Origin of the sequence: Streptomyces zaehneri (assembly GCF_032248645.1) — a bacterium.
Classification (GTDB): domain Bacteria; phylum Actinomycetota; class Actinomycetes; order Streptomycetales; family Streptomycetaceae; genus Streptomyces; species Streptomyces coriariae.
Map to the genome: position 1 here is coordinate 555,185 of NZ_JASTTJ010000001.1, position 24,509 is coordinate 579,693.

14 protein-coding genes are annotated in these 24,509 nt (G+C 72.2%); 10 read left to right on the plus strand and 4 right to left on the minus strand.

Annotation, left to right across the window (positions count from 1 at the left end; all coding sequences use genetic code 11):
• Positions 1–5: 5 nt before the first annotated feature.
• The gene (locus tag QQM72_RS02495) at positions 6–2,381 is read right to left on the minus strand and encodes an ATP/GTP-binding protein (protein ID WP_314219093.1); all 2,376 of its coding nucleotides are present in this window, start codon (positions 2,379–2,381) and stop codon (positions 6–8) included.
• Between the two features lie 237 nt (positions 2,382–2,618).
• On the opposite strand from QQM72_RS02495, the gene gabT reads away from it, so the two are divergent.
• The 3 genes from gabT to QQM72_RS02510 all read left to right on the plus strand — a co-directional run bounded on the left by gabT (position 2,619) and on the right by QQM72_RS02510 (position 6,648).
• Positions 2,619–3,953 carry a 4-aminobutyrate--2-oxoglutarate transaminase gene (gene gabT, locus QQM72_RS02500; RefSeq protein WP_314219094.1) on the plus strand — a complete coding sequence of 445 codons (1,335 nt, stop codon included), beginning with the start codon at positions 2,619–2,621 and terminating at the stop codon, positions 3,951–3,953.
• Positions 3,954–4,403: 450 nt separating this feature from the next.
• Positions 4,404–5,162: a phosphatase PAP2 family protein gene (locus QQM72_RS02505; RefSeq protein ID WP_314219095.1), complete on the plus strand. Its 759-nt coding sequence runs from the start codon at positions 4,404–4,406 to the stop codon at positions 5,160–5,162.
• 40 nt (positions 5,163–5,202) lie between these two features.
• Positions 5,203–6,648 (plus strand): aldehyde dehydrogenase family protein, encoded by a 1,446-nt coding sequence (locus QQM72_RS02510; protein WP_314219096.1) that lies wholly within the window; start codon positions 5,203–5,205, stop codon positions 6,646–6,648.
• 97 nt (positions 6,649–6,745) lie between these two features.
• On the opposite strand, the gene QQM72_RS02515 is transcribed toward QQM72_RS02510, so the two are convergent.
• Entirely contained in the window at positions 6,746–9,634 is a 2,889-nt protein-coding gene (locus QQM72_RS02515; RefSeq protein WP_314219097.1) for a glycoside hydrolase family 3 C-terminal domain-containing protein, read from the minus strand.
• Between the two features lie 325 nt (positions 9,635–9,959).
• Here QQM72_RS02515 and QQM72_RS02520 point away from each other — a divergent pair, with 325 nt between their 5' ends.
• The 7 genes from QQM72_RS02520 (at position 9,960) to QQM72_RS02550 (ending at position 21,052) form a co-directional block, all read left to right on the plus strand.
• A complete protein-coding gene (locus tag QQM72_RS02520) occupies positions 9,960–11,639 on the plus strand; it encodes an extracellular solute-binding protein (protein ID WP_314219098.1) in 1,680 nt (559 codons plus the stop codon).
• A complete protein-coding gene (locus tag QQM72_RS02525; protein ID WP_314219099.1) occupies positions 11,639–12,691 on the plus strand; it encodes an ABC transporter permease in 1,053 nt (350 codons plus the stop codon). Before QQM72_RS02520 ends, QQM72_RS02525 begins: the two co-directional genes overlap by 1 nt.
• Positions 12,688–13,614, plus strand: a complete 927-nt coding sequence (locus tag QQM72_RS02530) for a carbohydrate ABC transporter permease (RefSeq protein ID WP_314219100.1) — start codon at positions 12,688–12,690, stop codon at positions 13,612–13,614. Before QQM72_RS02525 ends, QQM72_RS02530 begins: the two co-directional genes overlap by 4 nt.
• Positions 13,615–13,882: 268 nt before the next feature.
• Positions 13,883–16,096, plus strand: a complete 2,214-nt coding sequence (locus QQM72_RS02535) for a beta propeller repeat protein (RefSeq protein WP_314219101.1) — start codon at positions 13,883–13,885, stop codon at positions 16,094–16,096.
• Positions 16,093–18,072 (plus strand): beta-galactosidase, encoded by a 1,980-nt coding sequence (locus QQM72_RS02540; RefSeq protein WP_314219102.1) that lies wholly within the window; start codon positions 16,093–16,095, stop codon positions 18,070–18,072. Before QQM72_RS02535 ends, QQM72_RS02540 begins: the two co-directional genes overlap by 4 nt.
• Positions 18,069–20,312, plus strand: a complete 2,244-nt coding sequence (locus QQM72_RS02545; RefSeq protein WP_314219103.1) for a glycosyl hydrolase family 95 catalytic domain-containing protein — start codon at positions 18,069–18,071, stop codon at positions 20,310–20,312. The genes QQM72_RS02540 and QQM72_RS02545 overlap by 4 nt, the downstream gene beginning before the upstream one ends.
• A gap of 26 nt (positions 20,313–20,338) precedes the next feature.
• Positions 20,339–21,052, plus strand: coding sequence for a glycoside hydrolase family 12 protein (locus QQM72_RS02550; RefSeq protein ID WP_314219104.1), 714 nt, complete (start codon positions 20,339–20,341; stop codon positions 21,050–21,052).
• Positions 21,053–21,079: 27 nt separating this feature from the next.
• Here the strand turns inward: QQM72_RS02550 and QQM72_RS02555 are convergent, their stop codons facing one another.
• Together QQM72_RS02555 and QQM72_RS02560 are read right to left on the minus strand one after the other, a co-directional pair.
• On the minus strand, positions 21,080–22,267 hold the full coding sequence (locus QQM72_RS02555; RefSeq protein ID WP_314219105.1) for a sulfotransferase family protein: 1,188 nt from the start codon (positions 22,265–22,267) through the stop codon (positions 21,080–21,082).
• Between the two features lie 158 nt (positions 22,268–22,425).
• On the minus strand, positions 22,426–24,468 hold the full coding sequence (locus QQM72_RS02560) for a glycoside hydrolase family 31 protein (RefSeq protein ID WP_314219106.1): 2,043 nt from the start codon (positions 24,466–24,468) through the stop codon (positions 22,426–22,428).
• Positions 24,469–24,509 lie beyond the last annotated feature (41 nt).

Below are 24,509 nucleotides of genomic sequence, written 5' to 3' on the forward strand. Positions count from 1 at the left end.
CGTCTTCAGCCCCGCAGGTCCACCAGCAGCGGTGGCGCGTGCTCGCCCCGCACGTCGGTCAGGGACAGCACCGCGTGGCCGGGCGGCACCTCGTGCGCCAGCCGGGACGCCGACCACCGCTCCCGCTCCACCTGGCGCACGGTCACCGCGTCCGTGGTCACCGCCTTGCCGGTGACGAGCTTGCGCAGGGCGTGGATGGCACGGGTCATCGGCTGGTCGGCGAAGACGGTGTGCTTGGCGACCTCGGTGGTCTCCACCCACTCGGTGCCCCAGGTCTGCGCGAACCGGCCGCCGTCCCAGGTGGTGATGCCGGAGAACGCCATCCGGCAGCCGACGGCCCCGTACAGCGGACCGTGCAGCGCCTCCGGGACGTCGCCGATGGAGCGCAGGGCGAGGACCACGCCGGCGTTCTGCGAGCGCAGCCGCTGGAGCCGGCGCACCGACCCCTCGGTGACCGTTCCCGTCGCGTCGTCCAGGACCAGACAGGCGAAGTGGTCGCGCCGCTCCCGTACGACGGTGTGGAACTGCGCGAGGACCAGCCGGGTGATCAGCCGGGCGGCCTCCTCGTGACCCCGCTCGGGCAGGTCGACGCGGACCCGCAGCGGGTGGTGGGCGACGGCGCGCAGCGAGAACGCCCGGTGCGCGTTGCTGCCGCCGCCGAAGAACTCCGCGAAGACCGGGCGGTTGAGCAGCGCCAGCCGGTCGGCGAGGGCCCGGCCCGCGTCGCCCGGGGTCCCTGTCTGCCGGACCCGCGCCTCCAGCTCACGGCGCATCACCTCGTCACCGGCCACGGCCTCCCGCAGCGCGGACAGCGAGGCCGGTTCGCCCTCCAGGAGCTCGCGCAGCTCGGGCAGCGTGGGGAAGCACCCGTGCGCGCTCCGGTAGGGGCCCAGCACCTGGGCGAGCGCCGTCGTCGCGCTCTGGCCGCTCACCGTGTCGAGGTCGCCGACCAGCGCCTCGGCGAGGATCGCGGCCGCCTCGTCCGGGTCCTCGGACTCCGCGTACGGGTCCAGGTCGTGCACGGACGAGGGGTCCCCGATCCCGACGATCACGTCGAACGCGGAGTCGGAGCCGAGCGGGCCGCCGGGCGACGACACCGCGACGACCGCGCACGCCCCGGTGAGCGCCTGCAGGGCCAGCGCCTCGGTCAGCGGCTCGACCAGGGTCCGGGTCTTGCCCGATCCCGACGGCCCGACCGCCAGCAGCGAGGTGCCCAGCACCTCAGGGCCGAGCGCGGCGCCCGCGTCGTGATAGCTGTCCGGGGTGCGTTCGGCGGCCACCCAGCGGCCGACCCTCACCTGCCCGGTGAGCAGATCGTGGCGCGCGGTGCGCCGGGGCAGGTCGCGGGCGCCGGAGGGGTGGGTCCAGGCGGCCCCGCCGTGGCGCAGCACGGTGTCCCGGAAGTCCGGGATCCCCGCCGTCCAGGCCCGTCGTACCCGCACGCAGTCCACGTCGTTCATCCGGCCGGCGGCGACCTCGGCGGTCAGCAGCTCGGCGGCCTCGTACTGCCCCGCGTTGCGCAGCTCGGGCCACTGGGCGCGCGGCAGCTCGACCGCGGGCGCGGCCCGGCCGGGCTCGGCGCGCCGGGTGGCGAGTCGTTCCTGCACGTACGGCCACCAGCCGCCGACCTTCGCGAACGGCCACACCACCAGCAGCGTGATGACCGTGTACAGCGCGTTCGTGAACAGGGGGGAGGCGAACAGCTCGTAGCTGCCGGAGATCAGGACGATCAGCGAGAACAGCGGGTCGATGACGGGCAGGGCGTCCCAGCCGACCCCGAAGGCGCCGGGGAAGACGAAGCTGAGGGTGGCGAGCGCGCCGAGCAGGGCGACGAGAGCCCGCGCGGGCTGCGGCCTGCGGCCCACGAAGTGCCGCACCGCGTGCGCCCAGCTGCCCAGCCGGCCCATCGCGCAGACGAGGACGGCGAAGAACAGGCCGTCGTAGACCACCCGCGCCTCGGCGCCCTCCATGGACTTCGGGGACGCGATCGTGCCGCCCCACCACCAGTCGTCCGGGGTGAACAGCCGCAGCAGGGTGAACTGGTACGGCAGGCCGCCCCGGCGCCACAGCGACCACAGGACCAGCGCGACGACCAGCGGGACCAGCATGCCGAAGACCGTCACCGGCGCGAGCCGCTCCGTCGTCCGGGCCGCCTTCGGCGGCCGGTACCCGTAGCGCCAGATCCCCGTCCGCGCCGTGGGACGCGCCTCGTCGAGCCAGTCGGCGACGGCGGACGCGGCCCGCGGGGAGTGCCCGGGGGCAGGCGGTACGCCCGGCGCCCGGTCCGGCCGCGGCGGCGTCGACGGCCGCGCCGGCCCCGCCGGGCGCGGCACGGGATTCGCCTGCGTACCCCGCGCGTCCTGCGTCCCGTCGCCGTCCATCGCCCCTGCCCCCCGACCAGCCGTTCCGTCCACCATCAGCGAGTCAATCTAACGCGCCCGCAAGGGGAGTTCACCGCTTACGCGGCCGGGCCTGTGACGATCACCGTCCGGCGGCACTGTCCATGACGGACAAGCCGCCCCGCCGACACCGCCCACATGGAGCATGCCCACCCTCCACTCCCCGTCCTAGCCTGCGAGAAAAGAACGAAAGTGTCCGCAAAACCCCAGGAGCCCCTCATGACCGCCCTTCCGCAGGAGCGCCGCGTCGTCACCGCCATCCCCGGCCCGAAGTCGCAGGAACTCCAGGCCCGCCGTACCGCCGCGGTCGCGGCCGGTGTCGGTTCGGTGCTCCCCGTCTTCACCACGCGCGCGGGCGGCGGCATCATCGAGGACGTCGACGGCAACCGCCTGATCGACTTCGGCTCCGGCATCGCCGTGACGTCCGTCGGCGCCTCGGCCGAGGCCGTCGTGCGCCGGGCCACCGCCCAGCTCGCCGACTTCACCCACACCTGTTTCATGGTCACCCCCTACGAGGGCTACGTGGCGGTGGCCGAGGCCCTCGCCGAGCTCACCCCGGGTGACCACGCCAAGAAGTCCGCGCTGTTCAACAGCGGTGCCGAGGCCGTCGAGAACGCCGTCAAGATCGCGCGTTCGTACACCAGGCGGCAGGCGGTCGTCGTCTTCGACCACGGCTACCACGGCCGCACCAACCTCACCATGGCGCTGACGGCGAAGAACATGCCGTACAAGCACGGCTTCGGCCCGTTCGCGCCCGAGGTCTACCGCGTCCCGGTCGCCTACGGCTACCGCTGGCCCACCGGCGCCGAGAACGCCGGCTCCGAGGCCGCCGCGCAGGCCATCGACGAGATCACCAAGCAGGTCGGCGCGGACAACGTGGCCGCGATCATCATCGAGCCGGTGCTCGGCGAGGGCGGCTTCATCGAGCCCGCCAAGGGCTTCCTGCCGGCCATCAGCAAGTTCGCGTCCGACAACGGCATCGTGTTCGTCGCCGACGAGATCCAGTCCGGCTTCTGCCGCACCGGCCAGTGGTTCGCCTGCCAGGACGAGGGCATCGTCCCCGACCTGATCACGACGGCCAAGGGCATCGCGGGCGGTCTGCCGCTCGCCGCGGTGACCGGCCGCGCCGAGATCATGGACGCCGCCCACGCGGGCGGCCTGGGCGGCACCTACGGCGGCAACCCGGTCGCCTGCGCGGGTGCGCTCGGCGCGATCGAGACGATGAAGGAGCTCGACCTCAACGCCCGGGCGAAGCACATCGAGGCCGTCATGAAGGGCCGCCTCGCCGCCATGGCCGAGAAGTTCGAGATCATCGGCGACATCCGCGGACGGGGCGCGATGATCGCGATCGAGCTGGTCAAGGACCGTACGACGAAGGAGCCGAACCCCGAGGCGACCGGCGCGCTGGCCAAGGCCTGCCACCAGGAGGGCCTGCTGGTCCTGACCTGTGGCACCTACGGCAACGTGCTGCGCTTCCTGCCGCCGCTGGTCATCGGCGAGGACCTGCTCAACGAGGGCCTCGACATCATCGAGCAGGCTTTCGCGCGCATCTGAGCCGAGGTACCGCACAGCTGATCCCCATCGGCCGCAGAGGGTGTGAAGAAGGTGTGCGAGGAGGATGGCGGGACGGGATACGGCCTGTCGTACCGCCTGCCTCTGCCGTAGGTTCTCACCAGATGAGAGATACACCCCGTCCACAGGGGACTGCGGACGGATCCAGGCCGGGGCCTCCCCAGCTTCGACCTGGTCGTGCCCTCGCGCACACAACCGGAGCTTCAGGCTTCGGATCTCCACACCGATCGGACGGCCGCCCGCCCCAAACCCCCCGGGGCGGCCGGCACCCCGGTCCGGACGGCCACCCCGGAACCACCCCCCCTGTTCCGGGGTGGCCGACCTCCTCCTCCGGCGCAGACCACGCAAAGCAGACCCCGGATCCGATCCGGGGTCTTTTTTCGATCCGGGTTCCTTTTCCGCCGTCCGGCCGCTCCTGACAAGCTGGGGCCCATGCCGTCCCGCCCCAGCCGTGCCGTTCTCGGTCTCCTGCCGCCCGCCCTGCTCTTCGCGCTGATCACCTGGCAGGTCGCCGCCGACGGCCCGCTGCTGCGCCCGGACGAGCGCCTCAGCCGCGCCCTCGTCCATCCCGACCGGGCCTCCGAGCTGCTGGCCGACCTGGGCGAGGTGCAGGTCGCGGTGCCCGTCCTGGTGCTGGTCGCCGGGTACGCGGCGTGGCGGGGGAGAGCGGCGGGCGGGGCGCGGTGGTGGCTGCCGTCCCTCGCCGCGCTCGCCGTGCTGCTGCTGGTGCCGCTGATCGTCGTCCCTCTGAAGGTGTGGACCGACCGGCCCGGTACGCCTGCCGTGCCTCCGGCCACCGGCTACTACCCCTCCGGGCACACGGCGACGGCGGCCGTCGCCTACGGCGCGGCGGCGCTGGTCCTGCTGCCGTGGCTGGGCACCGCGTCCGCCCGCCGGCTGGCCCTCGCGACGAGCGCCCTGCTCGTCCTGGCCGTGTCCTTCGGGCTGGTCAGGCGCGGCTACCACTGGCCGCTCGACGTCGTGGCGAGCTGGTGTCTGTGCACGGTGCTGCTCGGTGCGCTGTGGCTCGTCCTGGAACGCGAGCGGCAGGCACGGGAGCGGCTCCGCACGGCAGCGGGGCGACCGTGCCAAACCGGCGCACCCCGGCCGCCCACCCGTACGACTCGGACAAGCGACCCTTCGGCCTCCCGCCCCTACCGTGGAGCACGAAAGCCACAGGACACCCCCTAAGCGGAAGGGCCGGGACTCGCAAATGCCCCAGGAAAAGAATGTGGGGGCCACCCACGCCTTCTGGCTGGCCGGCCGCCAGGTCACCGGCGAGGACAGCTTCGACGTCACCTCGCCGTGGGACGGCCGTCTCGTCGGCAAGGTCAGCGTGCCCACGCAGGCGCAGGTCGAGGAGGCCGTGGCCGCCGCGTACGCCGTGCGGGACGAGTTCGCCGCCACCCCGGCCCATGTGCGCGCCGCCGCCCTCGACCACGTCAGCAAGCGGCTCGTCGAGCGCACCGAGGAGATCGCCCTGCTGATCTCCGCCGAGAACGGCAAGCCGATCAAGTGGGCGCGGGGGGAGGTCGGCCGAGCCGTCTCCGTGTTCCGGTTCGCCGCCGAGGAGGCCCGGCGGTTCAACGGCGGCGAGGCCCAGCGCCTCGACACCGACGCCGGCGGCCAGGGGCGGCTCGCCCTCACCCGGCGCTTCCCGAAGGGGGTCGTGCTCGGCATCGCGCCGTTCAACTTCCCGCTGAACCTGTGCGCCCACAAGATCGCCCCGGCGATCGCGGCCGGTGCGCCGATCATCCTCAAGCCGGCCCCGGCGACCCCGCTGTCCGGCCTGATCATCGGTGACCTGCTCGCCGAGACCGAGCTGCCGGCCGGCTCCTGGAGCATCCTTCCGGTCTCCAACGACCGCATGCCGGCCCTCGTCCAGGACGAGCGGCTGCCGGTCATCTCCTTCACCGGCTCCGAGAAGGTCGGCTACGCGATCATGGACTCGGTGCCGCGCAAGCACTGCACCCTGGAACTGGGCGGCAACGGCGCGGCCGTCGTGCTCGGCGACTTCGCGAGCGACGCCGACCTCGACTGGGCGGCCGGCCGCATCGCGACCTTCTCCAACTACCAGGGCGGCCAGTCCTGCATCTCGGTGCAGCGGGTCATCGCGGACGCCTCCGTGTACGACCGGCTCCTGCCGCGCATCGTCGCCGCCGTCGAGGCGCAGGTCACCGGCGACCCCTCGGACGACAGGACCGACGTGGGTCCGCTGGTCAGCGAGGACGCGGCCAAGCGCGTCGAGACCTGGGTGGACGAGGCCGTCGCGGCGGGCGCCTCGCTCCTCGCGGGCGGCAAGCGCGACGGCGCCTCCTACGCGCCGACCGTCCTCACCGACGTGCCGGCGGACACCACCCTCGCCTGCGAGGAGGTCTTCGGACCGGTCCTGACCGTGACGAAGGTGGACGGCGAGGCCGAGGCCTTCGCCGCCGTCAACTCCTCCAAGTACGGCCTCCAGGCGGGCGTGTTCACGCACGACGTCCAGGTCGCCTTCCGTGCCCACCGGGCGCTGGAGGTCGGCGGTGTCATCGTCGGCGACGTGCCGTCCTACCGGGCCGACCAGATGCCGTACGGCGGCGCCAAGCAGTCCGGCGTGGGGCGTGAGGGCGTGCGGTTCGCGATGGACGACTACACGTACGAGCGGGTGCTGGTCCTCACCGGGCTCGCGCTCTAGCTCATGGGAACCATTTTCATATAGGCTCCCCGAAGGGGTCCGGCACCGTTGCCTTCCGGTGCCGGACCCCTTCTTCGTGCCGGCTTCCTCCGGACCCTCAACCGGAGAAGCCGACATGCGCCAGCCGCAGTGGGCCGCGCAGTCCGATACGCAGATCGTGGACGCCCCCGGCGGTGAGGGCCGCGTCCACGGTGAGGTGGTCGTACGGTCCCGGCGTGGGCGGGGCGACCGTCAGCGTGGCCAGGACCGGCCCGCCGTCGAGCGACAGCTCCACGGTGCCCGAGCCGGCCGCCGTCACCGTCACGCCCGTCGTGCCGGTGCCCGCGCCGAAGTCGCAGGCCCGGTAGACCAGTTCGCCCGTCCCGCCCGCCACCGGCGTCACCGCGTCGCCCGACACCTTCGTCCGGTCGACGATCTCGACGCCGCTCTGCTCGTCGAAGTCGGCGGCCTCCAGACCGCGCAGCCGGACCGGGCGCGGGGCGGACGGTTCGCCCTCCAGCGTGACGGTCGTCCGCAGCCGGACGTCCGCGCTGGACGCGCCGACCAGGAGCTCGTACGGGCCGGACTCCAGACGCCACCGCCCCTGCGCCACGTCCCAGAACGCGAAGGCGGACAGCGGCACGTCGAAGGAGAGCTCCGCGCTCGCGCCCGGGGCGAGCGTGACACGGCGGTGGTCCAGCAGCTCGCGGCGCGGCCGGGTGACCGAGGGGTCCACGGCGCGGGTGTAGAGCTGGGCGACCTCGTCGGCCGTCATCTCCCCGGTGTTGGTGACCGTGCAGGAGACGTGCGCCGTGCCCTCCTCGACGCGCACCGCCAGGTCCGCGTAGGAGAACGACGCGTACGACAGGCCGTGTCCGAACGGGAACAGCGGGGTGCCCTCGAAGTAGAGGTACGTCTGACGGGCGCCGATCACGTCGTAGTCGAGCAGGTCGGGCAGATCGGCGTCGCCGGCGTACCAGGTCTGCGGGAGGCGTCCGGCCGGGGAGACGTCACCGGCCAGCACCCGCGCGAGAGCGGTGCCCGCGGCCTGGCCGCCGTGCGCCGTCCACAGCACCGCGGACAGCGGGCCCGGCTCGATCGCGTACGGATACGCCGACACCAGGGCCAGCACCGTGCGCGCGTTCGCCGCCCGGGCGGCCGCCAGCAGCCGCTCCTGGTGGGCCGGCAGCCGCAGCGTGGTGCGGTCCTCGGTCTCCCGGCCGTTGATGTGCGGGTCGTTGCCCGCCACGACCACGACCACGTCGGCCCCGGCCGTGACGCGGGTCACTGCGTCCTCGCCGGATTCGACGACGATGACCTCGACGACCTCGGGATTCTCCTCGTCCGGCCCGGCAACCCTGACGCCGTCGGCGGCGACACAGACGTGGCGACCCGTACCCAGATGCAGCAGGAGGTGACCGTTTTCTTGGGTGTTCCCGGGCGTGTTCCCGTCGGCGTCCGCGCGCGGTTCCAGGCGGAACGTCTCCTGGACGACCCAGCCGCCGGGCTGGTCGGCGGAGGCGCGCAGGTAGCCGTCCTCGGCGACGGAGAGGTAGCGCCCGTCGGGCGCCCGCAGGGTCAGCACGCCCTCGCCCCAGTCGACGAGCGCGAGCTCCGTACCGGTCGCGTCCGTGGTCAGCGGCGGGAGGTCGGTGCGGCCCGCGAGCAGCGCCGGGTCGAGCGCGCCCTCGGCGCCGCGCACCTCGTCGGTGGCCTCGGGAGCGGTGGGGACCTTCAGGAACGCGCCCGCGGAGGTCTTGAGCAGGACCCGGTCCACGCCCTCCGCGAACTCCACGCGCTCGGCGCCGAACCGCTCGTACAGGCCCTCCAGCGGGGTGGAGCGGTGCAGCAGCGTGCCGCTGTACCAGTCGAGCTTGCACTCGTCGGCGAGCAGGCCGACCACCGCGATCCGGGTGTCGGCGGCCAGGGGCAGCACACCGTCGTTGCGCAGCAGGACGACCGCCTGCTCGGCGGCCTCCCCGGCGAGCGTGCGATGGGCCGGGGAGTCGAACTCGCCGGTGCCGGCGTGCGGGTCGTAGTGCGGGTCGAACTCGCCCAGCCGGAAGCGGACCGAGAGCTGGCGGCGGACCGCCGCGTCGACGTCGGCCTGGGTCAGCAGGCCCCGCTCCAGAGCCCCCTCGACCCGGGCGACGATCTTCGAGCCGTCGGTGCCGTGGTCGGTGAAGCTGTCCACGCCGGCCACGAGCGCGGCCGCCGTCGCCTCCTCGTGGGTGTCGAAGTAGTGCTCGGAGTCCACCAGGTTGGAGGGCGCGCCCGCGTCCGAGCAGACCAGCAGCTCCTCGTCGGTCCAGGCGCGCAGCTGCTCGCGCAGATACGGCGAGACATGGTTGGGGCGGCCGTTGACCAGGTTGTACGCCGGCATCACCCCGGCCACCGCGCCCGCCTCGACGCATCCGCGGAAGGCGCGCAGATCGTACTCGTGCAGCACACGCGGGCGGACCGAGGACGAGGTGACGTCCCGGCCGGTCTCGTTGTTGTGGGCCAGCCAGTGCTTGAGGACCGGGGCCGTGCGCCAGTACGTCGGATGATCGCCGCGCAGCCCGTGCGTGTAGGCGGTGGCGATGGCGGAGGTCAGCCGGGGGTCCTCGGAGTAGCCCTCCTCGTTGCGGCCCCACAGGGGGTGGCGCAGCAGGTTGACGGTGGGGGACCAGACGTTCAGGCCCACCCGCTCGTCGCGGGCGCGCATCGCCCGGACCTCCTTGGACACCGCCTCGCCGATCCGGCGCACCAGGTCGGTGTTCCAGGTCGCGCCCAGTCCCACGGCCTGCGGGAACACCGTCGCCGGGCCCATCCAGGCGACGCCGTGCAGCGCCTCCTGGCCGGTGCGGAAGGCGGCGATGCCGAGCCGCTCGACGGCGGGCGCGAACTGGTGCAGGAAGGAGACCTTCTCCTCGGGGGTCAGCCGGGACAGCAGATCGTCGATGCGCTTCGCGAACGGCAGCTGCGGATCGCGGAAAGGCGGCGTGGGCGGCGTGTGTGCGGTCACGTGGGGATCCCTTTGCGGTGGAGCGGGGAGGCTCTTTCGAAGCGCTTCGATGCTCATTCGACGGTGGGGCGGGTGTCAAGGGGACTTCACCGCTATTTCAAGCAGCGCATAAGGAGAGGTCGCCCCGCATACCTCGGAGGAATGTTGGGAGCGACCCTTGTGCGCCCCAGGGTGTTCACTTAACCTCGCAGCAACATCGAAGCGCTTCGACTGGGAATTGTCGAAACATCGTCGGAGGACCGCTTCAGCTCAGCCAGTTCCACTCGAGACACCGCAGCCGACGGCCACCGCCGGGTGTCCTGGTGCGCCATGAAGGGTTGACGCAATGACGCCGAACGCCGCTTCCGCCTCCTCCGGCCCGAGCCGGAGAAGCTTCCTCGCCTCGACGGCGGTCGCCACCGCCGCGGTGGCCGGAGGGATGCCGTTGCTCGCCGCCTGTGGCGGTACGGACAGCGGCTCGCGCGACGGCACCACGTCGGGCAAGGACGCGAACAAGCTGCTGCCGACGTACGTCGCCAGCACGGTCGCCCAGCCGGACGTTCCGTCGAAGAACGGTTCGTCCGCCGGCTACACCGGCAAGGTCGACCTCGCGACCCTGACCGCCTCGGTCCCGGAGAAGCTCGGCACCGGCGCCTCCTTCAAGATCATGTCCCCGTTCTGGGGCTCCCCGCCGAAGGCCGGCTGCGCCTACTACACGGCGCTCGACGCCGCGGCGGGCACCAAGATCACCTGGCAGAACCAGGACGGCAACACCTACGGCCAGAAGCTGGGCGCCGTCCTCGCCTCCAGCTCCATACCCGACATGGTGGTCGTGCCGAGCTGGGAACTGGTCGGAAAGATCTCCAACGCGGTCACCGCCAAGTTCATGGACCTGGGCCCCCACCTGGCGGGCGACAAGGTCAAGAAGTACCCGAACCTCGCCGCGATCCCCTCCGACGCCTGGCGCATGGGCATCTTCGGCGGCGCGCTGCGCGGCATCCCGATGCCGGCCGCCACCGCGTCCTTCATCGTGCCCTACTACCGCAAGGACATCTTCGACAAGAAGGGCTACTCCGTACCCAAGTCGCCCGACGAGTTCCTCAGCTGGGCCAAGGAGGCCACCAGCGCCAAGGCCAAGGTGTACGCCTGCGGGGACATGTCCTGGAGCGCCTTCAACATCTTCGGCGTCCGTGCCTCCGGGCCGATCGGCTGGAACATCGGGTCCGACGGCAAGCTGACCTACCGCATCGAGCAGCCCGAGTACCTCGAGGCCCTGGAGTGGACCCGCAAGCTGTTCGACGCGGGTGTCGTGCATCCCGACGACAAGGCGCGCTCCGGTGACGCGGGCCAGCGGTTCACCGCCGGACAGATCCTGGTCTTCAACAACGACATGTCCACCTGGTACGGCAAGACCGCCGAACAGGCCGCGGCCAACCCGGACTTCGTGATCGAGGGCATGGACCTCTTCGGCCCGGACGGCGGCGACCCGTCCCTGTGGGCGGCCCAGCCGGCCGGCATCTGGTCGATGATCCGCAAGGGCGCCTCGAAGACGACGATCGAGAACGCGCTGGCCGCCGCCGACTTCGCGGCCGCGCCCTACGGCACCAAGGAGCGGATGCTCGTCGACTACGGCGTCGAGGGCACCCACTACACGGTCAAGGACGGCGTCCCGGTCAAGACCGACCTGGGCAACTCCGAGGTCATCAACGCCTGGGTGATGCTGTCCGCGCCGGCCGCCTACTACGCCCACCCCGACCACCCCGAGATCGCCCGCAAGCAGGTCGAGTGGCAGCAGCGGATGGGCGCCTTCATGAAGAAGACGTCCACGTACGGCATGAACATCGTCGAGCCGACCCGGTACGCGAACCTCTCCAGCCAGTTCGAGCAGCTGGAGATCGACTACGTGCGCGGCAACAGGAAGCTGTCCGACGTGCAGGCCGCCATCTCCACCTGGAAGTCCTCCGGCGGCGAGAAGCTGCGCGACTGGTACAAGCAGCTGCTCGACAAGAACGGCAGTGGCAACTGATGTCTCTCACGGCCGGGAGCAGACCCGAAGGGACTCGTCCCCCCGCGGCCGTCGAGGAACCGACGGCCGCGGTCGCCACAGCCGTGGCGAAGGAGCGGGTGCCGCGCAAGGCGGGCAGGGCCGGCAAGGTCCCCTGGCGGATCCGGCTGCGCCGCGACCGCGCGCTCATCCTGATGACGCTGCCCGTCATCGTGCTGCTCCTGCTCTTCAACTACATCCCGTTGCTCGGCAACGTCGTCGCCTTCCAGGACTACGACCCGTACGTGTCCAGCAACGGCGTCACGGCGATCTTCCACAGCCCCTGGGTCGGTGTGGAGCAGTTCTCGCGGATGGTCGACGACCCGCTGTTCTGGAGTGCCGCGAAGAACACCGTCCTTCTGTTCTCCCTCCAACTGGTGCTGTTCTTCCCGATCCCCATCGCCCTCGCGCTGCTCATCAACAGCGTGATCCGGCCCCGGGTCCGGGCCGTGGCGCAGGCGATCATGTATCTGCCGCACTTCTTCTCGTGGGTCCTCGTGGTCACCGTGTTCCAGCAGGTCTTCGGCGGCGCGGGCATCATCGCGCAGACCCTCGAGGACCACGGCTGGAGCGGTTTCGACCTGATGACCGACGCCGACCTCTTCAAGTACCTGGTCACCGCGCAGGCCGTGTGGAAGGACGCCGGCTGGGGGATCATCGTCTTCCTCGCCGCGCTGGCCGCCGTCAGCACCGATCTGTACGAGGCCGCCGCCATGGACGGCGCGGGGCGCTGGCGGCGCATGTGGCATGTGACGCTGCCCGCGCTGCGCCCGGTGATCGCGCTCCTGCTGGTCCTACGGGTGGGCGACGCGCTGAGCGTCGGATTCGAGCAGTTCCTGCTCCAGCGGGACGCGGTCGGCGTGGGGGCCAGCGAGGTCCTCGACACGTACGTGTGGAACATGGGTATCCAGAACGGCGACTTCAGCTACGCGGCCGCGGTCGGCCTCGTCAAAGGCGCCATCGGAGTCTGTCTCGTCCTGGGCGCGAACAAGTTCGCGCACCTGCTCGGCGAGCAGGGGGTGTACCAGAAGTGAGCCTCGACACGCAGCTCGTCCGCAGCCTCAAGGCGCCCGCCCGCCCCGCGTGGGAGGAGCCGCCGGGCAGGACCGGACTCACCGCGAAGGGCGGCCTCCTCGTCCTGTGCTGCCTGGGGGTGCTCGGTCCGCTGTGGATCGTGATCGTCACCAGTCTCTCGCCCAAACCGGTGATCGACCGGGTCGGCGGCCTCGTCGTGATCCCCCAGGGCATCACCTTCGTCAACTACACGGAACTGCTCAGCGGCGGCCAGGTCAGCCGGGCGATCATGGTCTCGCTCGGCGTCACGCTCTTCGGCACGTTGTTCTCGATGACGGTGTCGGTGCTCGCGGCCTACGGCCTGTCCCGGCCGGGCAGTCTGGGCCACCGGTTCCTGCTGATCACCATGATGGCGACGATGTTCTTCGGGGCCGGCCTCATTCCGACGTACCTTCTGGTGCAGTCGCTGGGCCTCACCGACACCTATCTGTCCCTGATCCTGCCGAGCGCGGTCAGCGTCTTCAACATCCTCGTCCTGCGGGCCTTCTTCATGGGGATCTCCCCCGAACTCACCGAGTCCGCGCGCATCGACGGGGCCAGTGACCTGCGCATCCTGCTGACCATCATCATGCCGCTGTCGCGGGCGGTGCTGGCCGTCATCTCCCTGTTCTACGCGGTGGGGTACTGGAGCGCCTGGTTCAACGCCTCCATCTACCTGACCGACCAGCAGATGATGCCGCTTCAGAACGTCCTCATCCAGCTGGTCCAGAAGAACACCGAGGCGCCGACCGGCCTCCAACAGGCGGTTCGCACCGGTCAACTCTCCTCCCTGGGGCTCCAGATGGCTGTCATGGTCCTTGCCCTGATCCCCGTCGCGATCGCATCGCCGCTCGTCCAGCGGCACTTCAAGAAGGGCATGCTCACCGGGGCGGTCAAGGGCTGACACCCGGCGTCGGGGAGCGGGGACCGGCGTAGGGCCGCGGCGTACTGCGGTGCGGGTCCGTCGTGGCCGGTCGCGCGGTTCCCCGCACCCCCGGGGGTTGCGGTCAGCGGCGCCCCAACCTCCCCCCAGCTTCCGGCAGTCAGGCCGGTGGGGCGGCGCCGGTGGACGCGGCGGCACCCCGCGAACGCGGGCGGGTGACCCCACCCCCGGCCGACACGGCACACGGCACCGAACGAACCCAGGTCCACCACCCCCTGCGAGGTACCTCATGCACACGCCCTCCCCAAGCCGGCGCACACTCCTCGCCGGCACCGCGGCCGCCGCCGCGATCACCGCGCTGCCCGCCGGGCAAGGGCTCGCCCTGGCCGCCGGGACCGCCGCCCCCGCCTACCGTTGGCGCAACGCCGTCATCGGCGGCACCGGATTCGTCACCGGTGTGCTCTTCCACCCGGCCGTCCGCGGTCTCGCCTACGCCCGTACGGACATCGGCGGCGCCTACCGCTGGGACGACCGCGCGGCCCGCTGGACCCCGCTCACCGACCACCTCGGCTGGGACGACTGGAACCTCCTCGGCGTGGAGGCCCTCGCCGTCGACCCCGCGCACCCGGACCGGCTCTACCTCGCCCTCGGCGCCTACGCCCAGTCCTGGGCGGGCAACGGGGCCGTGCTGCGTTCCGAGGACCGCGGCGACACCTGGACCCGCGGCGACCTCACCGTGAAGCTCGGCGGCAACGAGGACGGCCGGGGCGCGGGGGAGCGGCTGCTGGTCGACCCGCGGGACAGCGACACCCTGTGGCTGGGCACCCGCCACGACGGGCTCCTCAGGTCCACCGACCGGGGCGCCACCTGGTCGGCCGCCACCGGTTTCCCGGGCACGCCGAGCGCGAGCGGCCAGGGCGTCACCCTCCTCGTCGCCGCCGGCCGCACCCTCTACGCCGGCTGGGGCGACTCCGACGGGACGAGCGCCAACCTGTACCGGACCGCCGACGGCACCACCTGGGAGGCCGTCCCCGGCAGGCCCGCCGGCGGCTCCGCCAAGGTGCCCGTCCGCGCCGCCCACGACCGCCACACCCGTGAGCTGTACGTGACGTACGCCGACGCGCCCGGCCCCAACGGCCAGGCGGACGGCAGTGTGCACAAGCTGGCCACGGTGAGCGGCAAGTGGACGGACGTCACGCCGGTGAAGCCGGGCGGCACCACCGGCGACGGTTCCTCCGACACCTTCGGCTACGGCGGCGTCGCCGTGGACGCCCGGCGCCCCGGCACCGTCGTCGTCTCCACCAACAACCGCTGGTCGGCGGTCGACACCCTGTACCGGACCACGGACGGCGGCCGCACCTGGACGTCCCTCAAGGACACCGCAGTCCTCGACGTGTCCGAGACGCCCTACCTGAAGTGGGGTGAGGAGCAGCCCAAGTTCGGCTGGTGGATCCAGGCCGTCGCCGTCGACCCGTACGACTCGAAGCACGTCGTCTTCGGCACCGGCGCCACGCTCTACGGCACCCGGGACCTGAAGCACTGGGCCCCGCGGATCCGCGGCCTGGAGGAGACCTCCGTACGACACCTGATCTCGCCCCCGACCGGACAGGCACACCTGATCAGCGGCCTCGGGGACGTCGGGGTGATGTACCACGAGCGGCTCACGGCCTCGCCGTCCCGGGGCATGGCGACGAACCCCGTGTTCGGGACGGTGACGGGACTCGCGCAGGCCGCGCACCGGACGTCGTACGTCGTCCGCACCGGCTGGGGCGACCACGGCAACGGCGCCCGGTCGACCGACGGCGGCAGATCCTGGGCGCCCTTCGCCGCCCAGCCCGCCCTCGCCAAGGACGCCACGGGGCCCATCGCCGTGAACACCGACGGCAGCGTCCTGCTGTGGACCTTCGTGCACCGGGACGGCACCAGGTACCCCGCCCAGCGCTCCACCGACAACGGGGCGACCTGGTCCGAGGTCGCCTCCTTCCCCAAGGGCGCCACCCCGCTCGCCGACCCGGCCGACCCGGCACGCTTCTACGCGTACGACACCGACACGGGAACCGTGTTCGCCAGCACCGACGCCGGCCTCACCTTCACCGCTCGGGCGGGCCAACTGCCCTCCGGCGACAGCCAGTTCCAGCTGGCCGCGGCCCCGGGGCGCTCCGGCGACCTGTGGCTGAGCACCAAGTGGAACGGCCTGTACCGATCCACCGACGGCGGTGCGGGCTTCACCAAGCTGACCAGCTGCTGGGCCTCGTACACCGTCGCCTTCGGGAAGGCCGCCGACGGCGCCGCGTACCCGGCCGTCTACCAGGTCGGCTCCACGGAGGCGATCACCGCCGTGTACCGCTCCGACGACGGCGCGCGCAGCTGGGTGCGGATCAACGACGACCGGCACCAGTGGGGCTGGATCGGCGCGGCCATCGCCGCCGACCCGCGGATCCACGGCCGGGTGTACCTCGCCACCAACGGCCGGGGCATCCAGTACGGGGAGCCCGTCCGATGACCGCCGCCGGCCGGCCCTCCCTCGCCGACGCCACCCGCGGCCGCATCCTCTTCGGCGGCGACTACAACCCCGAGCAGTGGCCCGAGGAGACCTGGCACGAGGACGTCCGGCTCATGCGGGACGCCGGCGTCAACTCCGTCACCCTCGGTGTCTTCTCCTGGTCCCGGCTCGAACCCGAGCCGGGCGCACGGGAGTTCGGCTGGCTCGACACGCTGATGGACCTGATGCACGCCAACGGCGTCGGCGTCGTCCTCGCCACCCCCACCTCCGCCCCGCCCCCGTGGCTGGGCCGGCTGTACCCGGACACCCTGCCCCGCGACGAGAACGGCGACGTCGAGTGGTGGGGCGGACGGCAGCACTTCTCGCACTCCAGCGCCACCTACCGCAGGCACGCCGCCGCCATCACCGAGGACCTGGCCGCCCGCTACGGCGGCCACCCCGCCCTCACGATGTGGCACATCAACAACGAGTACTGCACGGCCGATCACGGCGACGAGGCGGCCGTCGCCTTCCGCCGCTGGCTGCGCGAGAAGTACGGCACCCTGGACGCCCTCAACGCCGCCTGGGGCACGGACTTCTGGGGCCAGCGCTACGACAGCTGGGACACCGTGCTGCCCGCCCGCCGCACCCACTACCTGAAGAACCCGGGCCAGGTGCTGGACTTCAGGCGCTTCACCTCCGACATGCTTCTGGAGTGCTACCTCGCCGAGCGTGACATCGTGGCCCGGCACACCCCGCACATCCCGGTCACCACCAACTTCATGCCGCTCTCCTTCGGCCAGGACGCCTGGCGCTGGGCCGAGGAGGAGGACGTCGTCTCCGTCGACCTCTACCCCGATCCACGCGACCCGCTGGGCGCCCAGCACGGGGCACTCGTGCAGGACCTGACCCGTTCCCAGGCGCGCGGCCCCTGGATGCTGATGGAACAGGCGGCGGGACCGGTCAACTGGCGCGGGGTGAACCACCCCAAGCCGCGCGGTCTCAACCGGCTCTGGTCCCTCCAGGCCGTGGCCCGCGGCGCTGACGCCGTCTGCTACTTCCAGTGGCGCCAGTCCCGCCAGGGCGCCGAGAAGTTCCACTCCGGGATGGTCAGCCACGCGGGGGAGCGGGGCCGTACCTTCCAGGAGGTCAAGCGGCTGGGCGCCGAACTCGCCCGGATCGGGCCGGAGGCGACGGGCAGTCGCGTCACGGCGGACGTCGCGATCCTGCACGACTGGGACGCCTGGTGGGCCGGCGCCCAGGACGGCCGCCCCTCCACCCGCGTCGACCACCCGGCCGTCCTGCACGCCTGGCACCGCGCCCTGTGGGAGAGCCGGATCACCACCGACTTCGCCCACCCCGGGCACGATCTCGGCGGCTACCGGCTGGTCGTCGTCCCCCAGCTGTACGCACTGACGGACGCGGCCATCGACAACCTGCTGGCCTACGTCCAGGGCGGCGGCACCCTCGTGGCCGGCTTCCTGACCGGCGTGGCCGACGAGGACGACCGGATCCGCCCCGGCGGGATGGACGCCCGCCTGCGCGAGCTGTTCGGCATCCGCACCCTGCACGAGTGGTGGCCCCTGGAGGCGGGGGAGCACGTCGGGACCGACGGCTTCCGCGGGACCCTGTGGTCGGAGGAGCTGGAAGCCGAACAGGACGCGGTGCAAACCCGCTACAAGGGCGGCGAACTCGACGGACTGCCCGCCGTCCTGCGCCGCGACCGCGCCTGGTACGTCTCCACCCTCCCCGAGCCCGAGGCCCTCCGCGCGCTGCTCGCCGGCATCGCCGCCGACGCGGGCGCCCGGCCCGTCCTCGAAGGCCTCCCTCCGCGGGTCGAGGCCGTACGCCGGGGCGAGCTGCTGTTCCTGCTCCACCACGGCCGTGAGCCGGTGACCGTCGAGCTCCCGGGCACCCACCACGACCTGCTGACCGGGACCTCCCACACGGACGAGATCACGCTGGGCCGCTACGGCGTGGTGGTGTTGCGCTCATGACCGAAGCCTCGTCGCCTGCGCACCCCGGCCTCCCGGGCACCGACCGCCCCGTGCACGCAACCCACGAACACCGGCCCGCCGACCGCTGGGAGGACGCCTTCCTCAGCGGCAACGGCCGGCACGGCGCCCTCACGTTCGGCGATCCGTACGACGACCGGGTCGTCGTCACCCACCACACCCTGGTCCGCCCCAACGGCGCCGAACACGCCCGCCCGCCCGAACTCGCCGCCGAGCTCCCCTCCCTCCAGGACAAGTTGCTGGCCGGAGAGTGGGAGGCCGCCGAGACCTTCACCGACCACCGGCCCCTGCAATGGGTCCAGCCCTTCCACCCGGCCTTCCGGATACGGCTGAGAGCGACCTCGGACGAGCCACGCCGCCACCACCTGCGGACCGTCGACTTCGCCACCGGCGAGACCACCGCCACCTGCGCGGGCGGCACCAGCCGGGTCTTCGTCTCCCGCGCCGACGACGTCATCGTCCAGCGGGTCACCGGTCTCGACCTGGACATCTGGCTGGACCACCGGCTGCCGGGCGCACCCGCGGGCCTCGCCGTCGGCCAGGGGTCCGTCCTCACCCCGGACGGCGCCCTGCTCACCCTGCGCGCCCGCTACCCCGACAGCGACCGCGCCTACACCGGCGTGACCCTCCTCGTCGTCACCGGCGGCCGCACCGAGCTCACCCACCCCGGCGTACGGGTCACCGGCGCGGAGTGCGTGCTGCTGCTCACCCGCGTCCGCAGGCACACCGGCGAACTGGACGTCACCGGGGAACAGCGCGCCCTGAGCGAGCTGCCGCATCTCTACGACGACCTGCTCGCCCGCCACCTCCCCCTGCACCGCACCGCCTACGAGCGCGTCACCCTCGACCTCCACGCCGAGCCCGAGGAGCGCGGGCTCCCCGGCTCCGAGCTGCTGGAACGCCCCCGCAGCAGGGCGCTGCTCGAACGCCTCTTCGCGGCGGGGCGCTACCACCTCCTCTCCTCCTGCGGCATCAACCCGCCCCGGCTGCCGGGACTGTGGACCGGCGACTGGGACACCGCCTGGTCCGGGGCGTTCACCAACGACGCCAACGTCAACCTCCAGACGGCCTCCGCCGCGGCCGCCGCCCTCCCCGAAGTCACCGAGGCACTGGCCTCCCTCATCCACCGGCAGCTCGACGACTGGCGGGAGAACGCCCGCGCGGTCTTCGGCGCCCGGGGCGCGGTCGCGCCCGCGCACTCCGACGGCGAGTCCGGGCTGACCTACCACTTCAGCCGCGAATACCCGCTCCACCTGTGGACGGCCGGCGCCGACTGGCTGCTCAAACCCCTCGTCGACCACGACGAGACGCGCGGCGCCCGCGACCCGCGCACCGCCGCGGCGCTCGCCGAAGTCGCTTTGTTCTACGAGGACTTCCTCACCCGTACCGACCCCGAAGACCCCGAGGGGCCGCTCGTCGTCGTCCCCTCCTACTCGCCGGAGAACCGGCCCACGGGCGGCAGCTGGGGCGCCGTGAACGCGGCCATGGACCTCTCGGCTGCCCGGCACGCACTGCTGACCGCCGCCGCGTACCACCCGGACGACCCCGAGCGCGCCGACCGCTGGCGTGCCCTCGCCGACCGCCTCCCGCCGCACCGGACCAACGCCGACGGCGCCCTCGCCGAATGGGCCAGGCCCGGCCTCGACGACACCTACGACCACCGCCACCTGAGCCACCTCTACGGCGTCTGGCCCCTCGACGAGATCAACCCCTACGACACCCCGGGGCCTGCCGCCGCCGCCCGCCGCGCCCTCGAACTGCGCGGCGCCGAGAACGACTCCGCGCACGGCCACCTGCACCACGCGCTGGTCGCGGCCCGCCTCCGGGACGGCCGGCGGGTCGCCCACGCCCTCGGCGAGGTCCTGGACGGCGACTTCTTCCACGCCTCCCTGATGAGCGCCCACTACCCCCGCCGCGACGTGTACAACGCCGACGCCGCGCACACCCTCCCCGCCGTGCTGATCGAGACGCTCGTCCAGTCGACCCCCGACCGGCTGGTCCTGCTGCCGGCGCTCCCCCCGGAGCTCCCGTCGGGCGAACTGCGGGGAGTGCGAACCCGGTTCGGCGCCGATCTCGACCTCTCCTGGGGTCCCGACGGCAGCCGGGCCGTCCTGCGGCCGCGGCGCGCTCACCGCATCGAAGTCCGGACTTCCTCCGGCGGCGCATCGCCGCTCGACCTGGTCGCCGGAGAAGACCACGTCCTCACCTCGGGGACGTGGTGACTCCCCCCACCCATGGAAGGGACACCATGGCAACACGTATGTCGAGCAGGGTCGGCAAGGCCCTGCTGGCCCCGGCGCTCGCCTTCGGCGCGACCGTCGGACTCGCCGCCGCCCCCGCCCAGGCCGCCGTCTGGAACTCCTGCGACCAGTGGGGCAACACCAGCCTGAACGGCTACACGCTCTACAACAACATCTGGGGCTCCGGCGCCGGCAGCCAGTGCGTCTGGGCCAACTCCGGTACCAACTGGGGCGTCTGGGCCAACCACCCGAACACCGGCGGCATCAAGTCGTACCCCAACTCCAAGAAGGTGATCAACAAGACGATCACCTCGCTCGGCTCGCTGTCCAGCAGCTACAACGTCACGGTCCCGTCGTCCGGCGCCTACAACACGTCGTACGACATCTGGGACACGGACTACGACTACGAGATCATGCTCTGGGTGAACTACAACGGCGCCGTCGGTCCGCTCGGCACCTCGCAGGGCAACGTCACCCTCGGCGGCCACACCTGGACCGTCTACAAGGGCAACAACGGCGCGAACGAGGTGTTCTCGTTCCTGCGCACCTCCGACTCGTCCTCCGGCACCGTCAGCATCCTGCCGATCCTCAAGTGGATCAAGGACACGAAGGGCTGGTTCGGCAACGAGACCATCGGTGACGTGCAGTTCGGATACGAGATCACCTCGTCCTCTGGCGGGCTGGACTTCGTGACCAACAACCTCACCGTCAGCAGCAGCTGACGTCGGGGCCGGGGCCGGCCGGCGTACCTACGCCCGGTCGACCTCGGCCCGCAGCGCGTTGTAGGCGGCGAAGGCCGAGTCGACGTCGGCGCGGGTCAGACCGTACCGGGACAGGTCGTAACTGTGCGGCCGGGCGCCTCTGGGTCGGGAGGCGATCGCCGGGAGCCGGGCCGCGTCGGCCTCCGTCCAGCGGGCGCCGACGGCCGCGTAGAGCTTCGGGGCGCCGGCCGCCGGATCGGAGCCCAGCCAGGAGTACGGGACGTCGACGAGCGCCTCGCGGGCTACGGCGGACCGGACCGCGAGGCCGCGCCGCACCGAGCGGCTCAGCAGCTCCAGCCAGGTGGCCCCGAGGCCGTGCAGGTCGACGGGGCGCGCGGTGATGGCCATCCCGTGCTCGATCATGCTGCAGAAGGAGGCCACGACGGCGGCCGGGTCGCGGTGGGTCCACACCAGGGTGGCGTCCGGGAACACCGTGAGCAGCGCGTCGAGGTTCCCGGTGTGCAGGGGCGACTTCAGCACCCAGCGGCGGCGGGGCCGGCCGTACTGGAGCACCTGGTAGATCTGCTTGAGGTACGCGTAGTCGGGGACGTAGTCCCGCTCGTCGAGCGCGGCCCGGTAGCCCGGGATACGCGCCTGGGACAGCGGCATGACGGTGTGCGGGAGCGCGAACGTGCACTCCTCGGGGCCCTCGGCGGCCAGGGGGTGGATGTCGCGGTAGCGCGGGGCGAACAGGTCGATGCCGCCGACCATCAGACGCGCGGCCGTGACCGCCTTCCGGCGCCGCTCGGCCGGTCCCTCCAGGTCCGGGGTCAGTAACTCCCACAGCAGGGGACATCGGTGCTGCTCCGAGAGGGACAGCACGCCGTGCGTGAGGGTGGTCGCGGTGCGTGGCAGACCGACCACGAACACCGGCCTCTCGATGGGCTCCCTCGCGATCCCGGGGTGCTCGGCGACGAGCCGCCGTACCCGGGCGCGGTTGGCGAGATGCCTGCGGACATGGCCCTGCGCGGACCACCAGCCGACCGGCGTGAGGTTCTCGTCCCGGGACCAGTGGCGCAGCAGCAGCCGGAAGTCGTCGACGAACCGCTGGTCGCCGTCGGCCTGTCCGGCTTCGGCGAGGAGACGGCCGAAGACGCGGTCGGGGGTGCGCCGGGAGCCGTGGCCCGGCCGGAGCAGCAGATCTGCCAGGGTGAGGGCGAGCGGGGGTGAGGACATGGGCGGGACACCCTTCGAAGCGGGGACGGGCAGGACGGGTGGTCCTTACCCAGTCAACTCACCTTTGCTTCAACGGGAGTTCACCGATGACTCAGGTTTTACGGACGGCCGGTCCCTCCCCTGATCCGGGACCGGCCGTCCGGGTTCTCCCCGTGCGGCTACTCCGTCACCGGCAGCCGCGCCCCGTCCCGCAGGAAGAGCGGGAGGCGGTCCAGCGGGGCGTCGACGGTCACGGCCGCTCCGCCCTCGTAGGTCTCGCCCGTCCACGCGTCCGTCCAGGTCGCGCCGGCCGGGAGGTAGGCCGTGCGGGCCGTGGCGCCCGCCGTCAGCACCGGGGCGACGAGCAGGTCCCGGCCGAAGAGGTAGGAGTCGTCCACCGACCAGGCCGCCCGGTCGTCCGGGAACTCCAGGAACAGCGGTCGCATCGGCGGCAGCCCCTCCTCGTGGGCCTCCCGCATCACCCGCAGCACGTACGGCTTGAGCCGCTCGCGCAGCCGCAGGTACTTCTCCAGCACCACGCCGGCCGCCTCGCCGTACGACCACACCTCGTTCGGGCCGCCGGTCATGTCCGGGCCCAGCGGCATGCCCGGGTCGCGGAAGCCGTGCAGCCGCATCAGCGGGGACAGCGCGCCGAACTGGAACCAGCGGACCATCACCTCCTGGTACGCCGGGTCGCTCGGGTCGCCGCCGTGGAAGCCGCCGATGTCGGTGTTCCACCACGGGATGCCCGACAGCGCGGTGTTGAGGCCCGCCGCGATCTGCCGGCGCAGGGTCGCGAAGTCGGTACCGATGTCACCGGACCACAGGGCGGCGCCGTAACGCTGGCTGCCCGCCCACGCGGAGCGGTTGAGGCTGATGATCTCGTTCTCGCCCGCGGCGCGCAGCCCCTCGTGGAAGGTGCGGGCGTTCTCGGCCGGGTACATGTTGCCGACCTCCAGGCCCGGACCCGCCCAGTAGCGCAGGTTCTCCTGGAAGCCGGGCTTCAGCTCCGGTTCGCAGGCGTCCAGCCAGAAGGCCGTGATCCCGTACGGGGCCAGGTAGTTGTCGCGGATCTTCGACCACACGAACTCCCGGGCGTCGGGGTTCGTCGCGTCGTAGAACGCCACCTGGACCGTCGACGCGACACCCTTGTCCGGCCAGTCGGCGTGGGCCATCGGGCCGTACTGGGTGCCGATGAAGTAGCCGCGCTGCTCCATCACCTGGTGGTTCTCGCTCAGCGGCGACACGGACGGCCAGACGCTCACCACCAACTTGACGCCCAGCTCGTCCAGTTCGCGGACCATCGCCGCCGGGTCGGGCCACTCGGCCAGGTCGAACTTCCACTCGCCCAGGTGGGTCCAGTGGAAGAAGTCGCACACGATGACGTCGAGCGGCAGGCCCCGGCGCTTGTACTCCCGTGCCACGCCGAGCAGTTCGTCCTGGGTGCGGTAGCGCAGCTTGCACTGCCAGAAACCCGCCGCCCACTCCGGCAGCATGGGGGTGCGGCCGGTGGCCGCGCTGTAGCGGCGCTGGGCGTCGGCGGGGGCCCCGGCGGTGATCCAGTAGTCGATCTGCCGGGCCGAGTCCGCGACCCAGCGGGTGCCGTTGCCGGCCAGCTCCACCCGGCCGATCGCCGGGTTGTTCCACAGCAGGGTGTAGCCGCGGCTTGAGGTGAGCACCGGGATGCCCACCTCGGCGTTGCGCTGGACCAGGTCCAGGACCAGGCCCTTCTGGTCCAGACGGCCGTGCTGGTGCTGGCCGAGGCCGTACAGCTTCTCGTCGTCGTAGGCGGCGAAGCGCTGCTCCAGGCGGTGGTGGCCGTTGCCGACGGCCGTGTAGAGGCGGGTGCCCGGCCACCAGAAGTGGGCGCGCTCCTCGGCCAGGAGTTCGGTGAGGTCGTCCGTCCGCAGGAACCGGATCACGCCCTCGGCGCTCACCTCGACGGTGAGCGCGCCGACGGTCAACCGGCCCTCGGCATCGGTGATCTTGGCGCTGCTCTCGGTGGCCTGCGGCTCGTCGAGGAGCGCGCCCGGCAGCCCTTCGAGGATCGGCCCGCCGAGCCGGGCGCGCACCCGGACGGCGTCCGGACCCCACGGCTCGACCCGCAGGGTCTCCTGGCGGCCGCTCCACTCCAGGGCGCCGCCGTGCTCACGGAAGGTGCCGACCGTGGGCGACGACTGCGCGAGGCTGACCTGAGGCTGGTTCTCGGCAGGCTGGTTCATGTGAGGTGCTCCTTGAAGGAGTGCAGACATGGCGGTGCCCT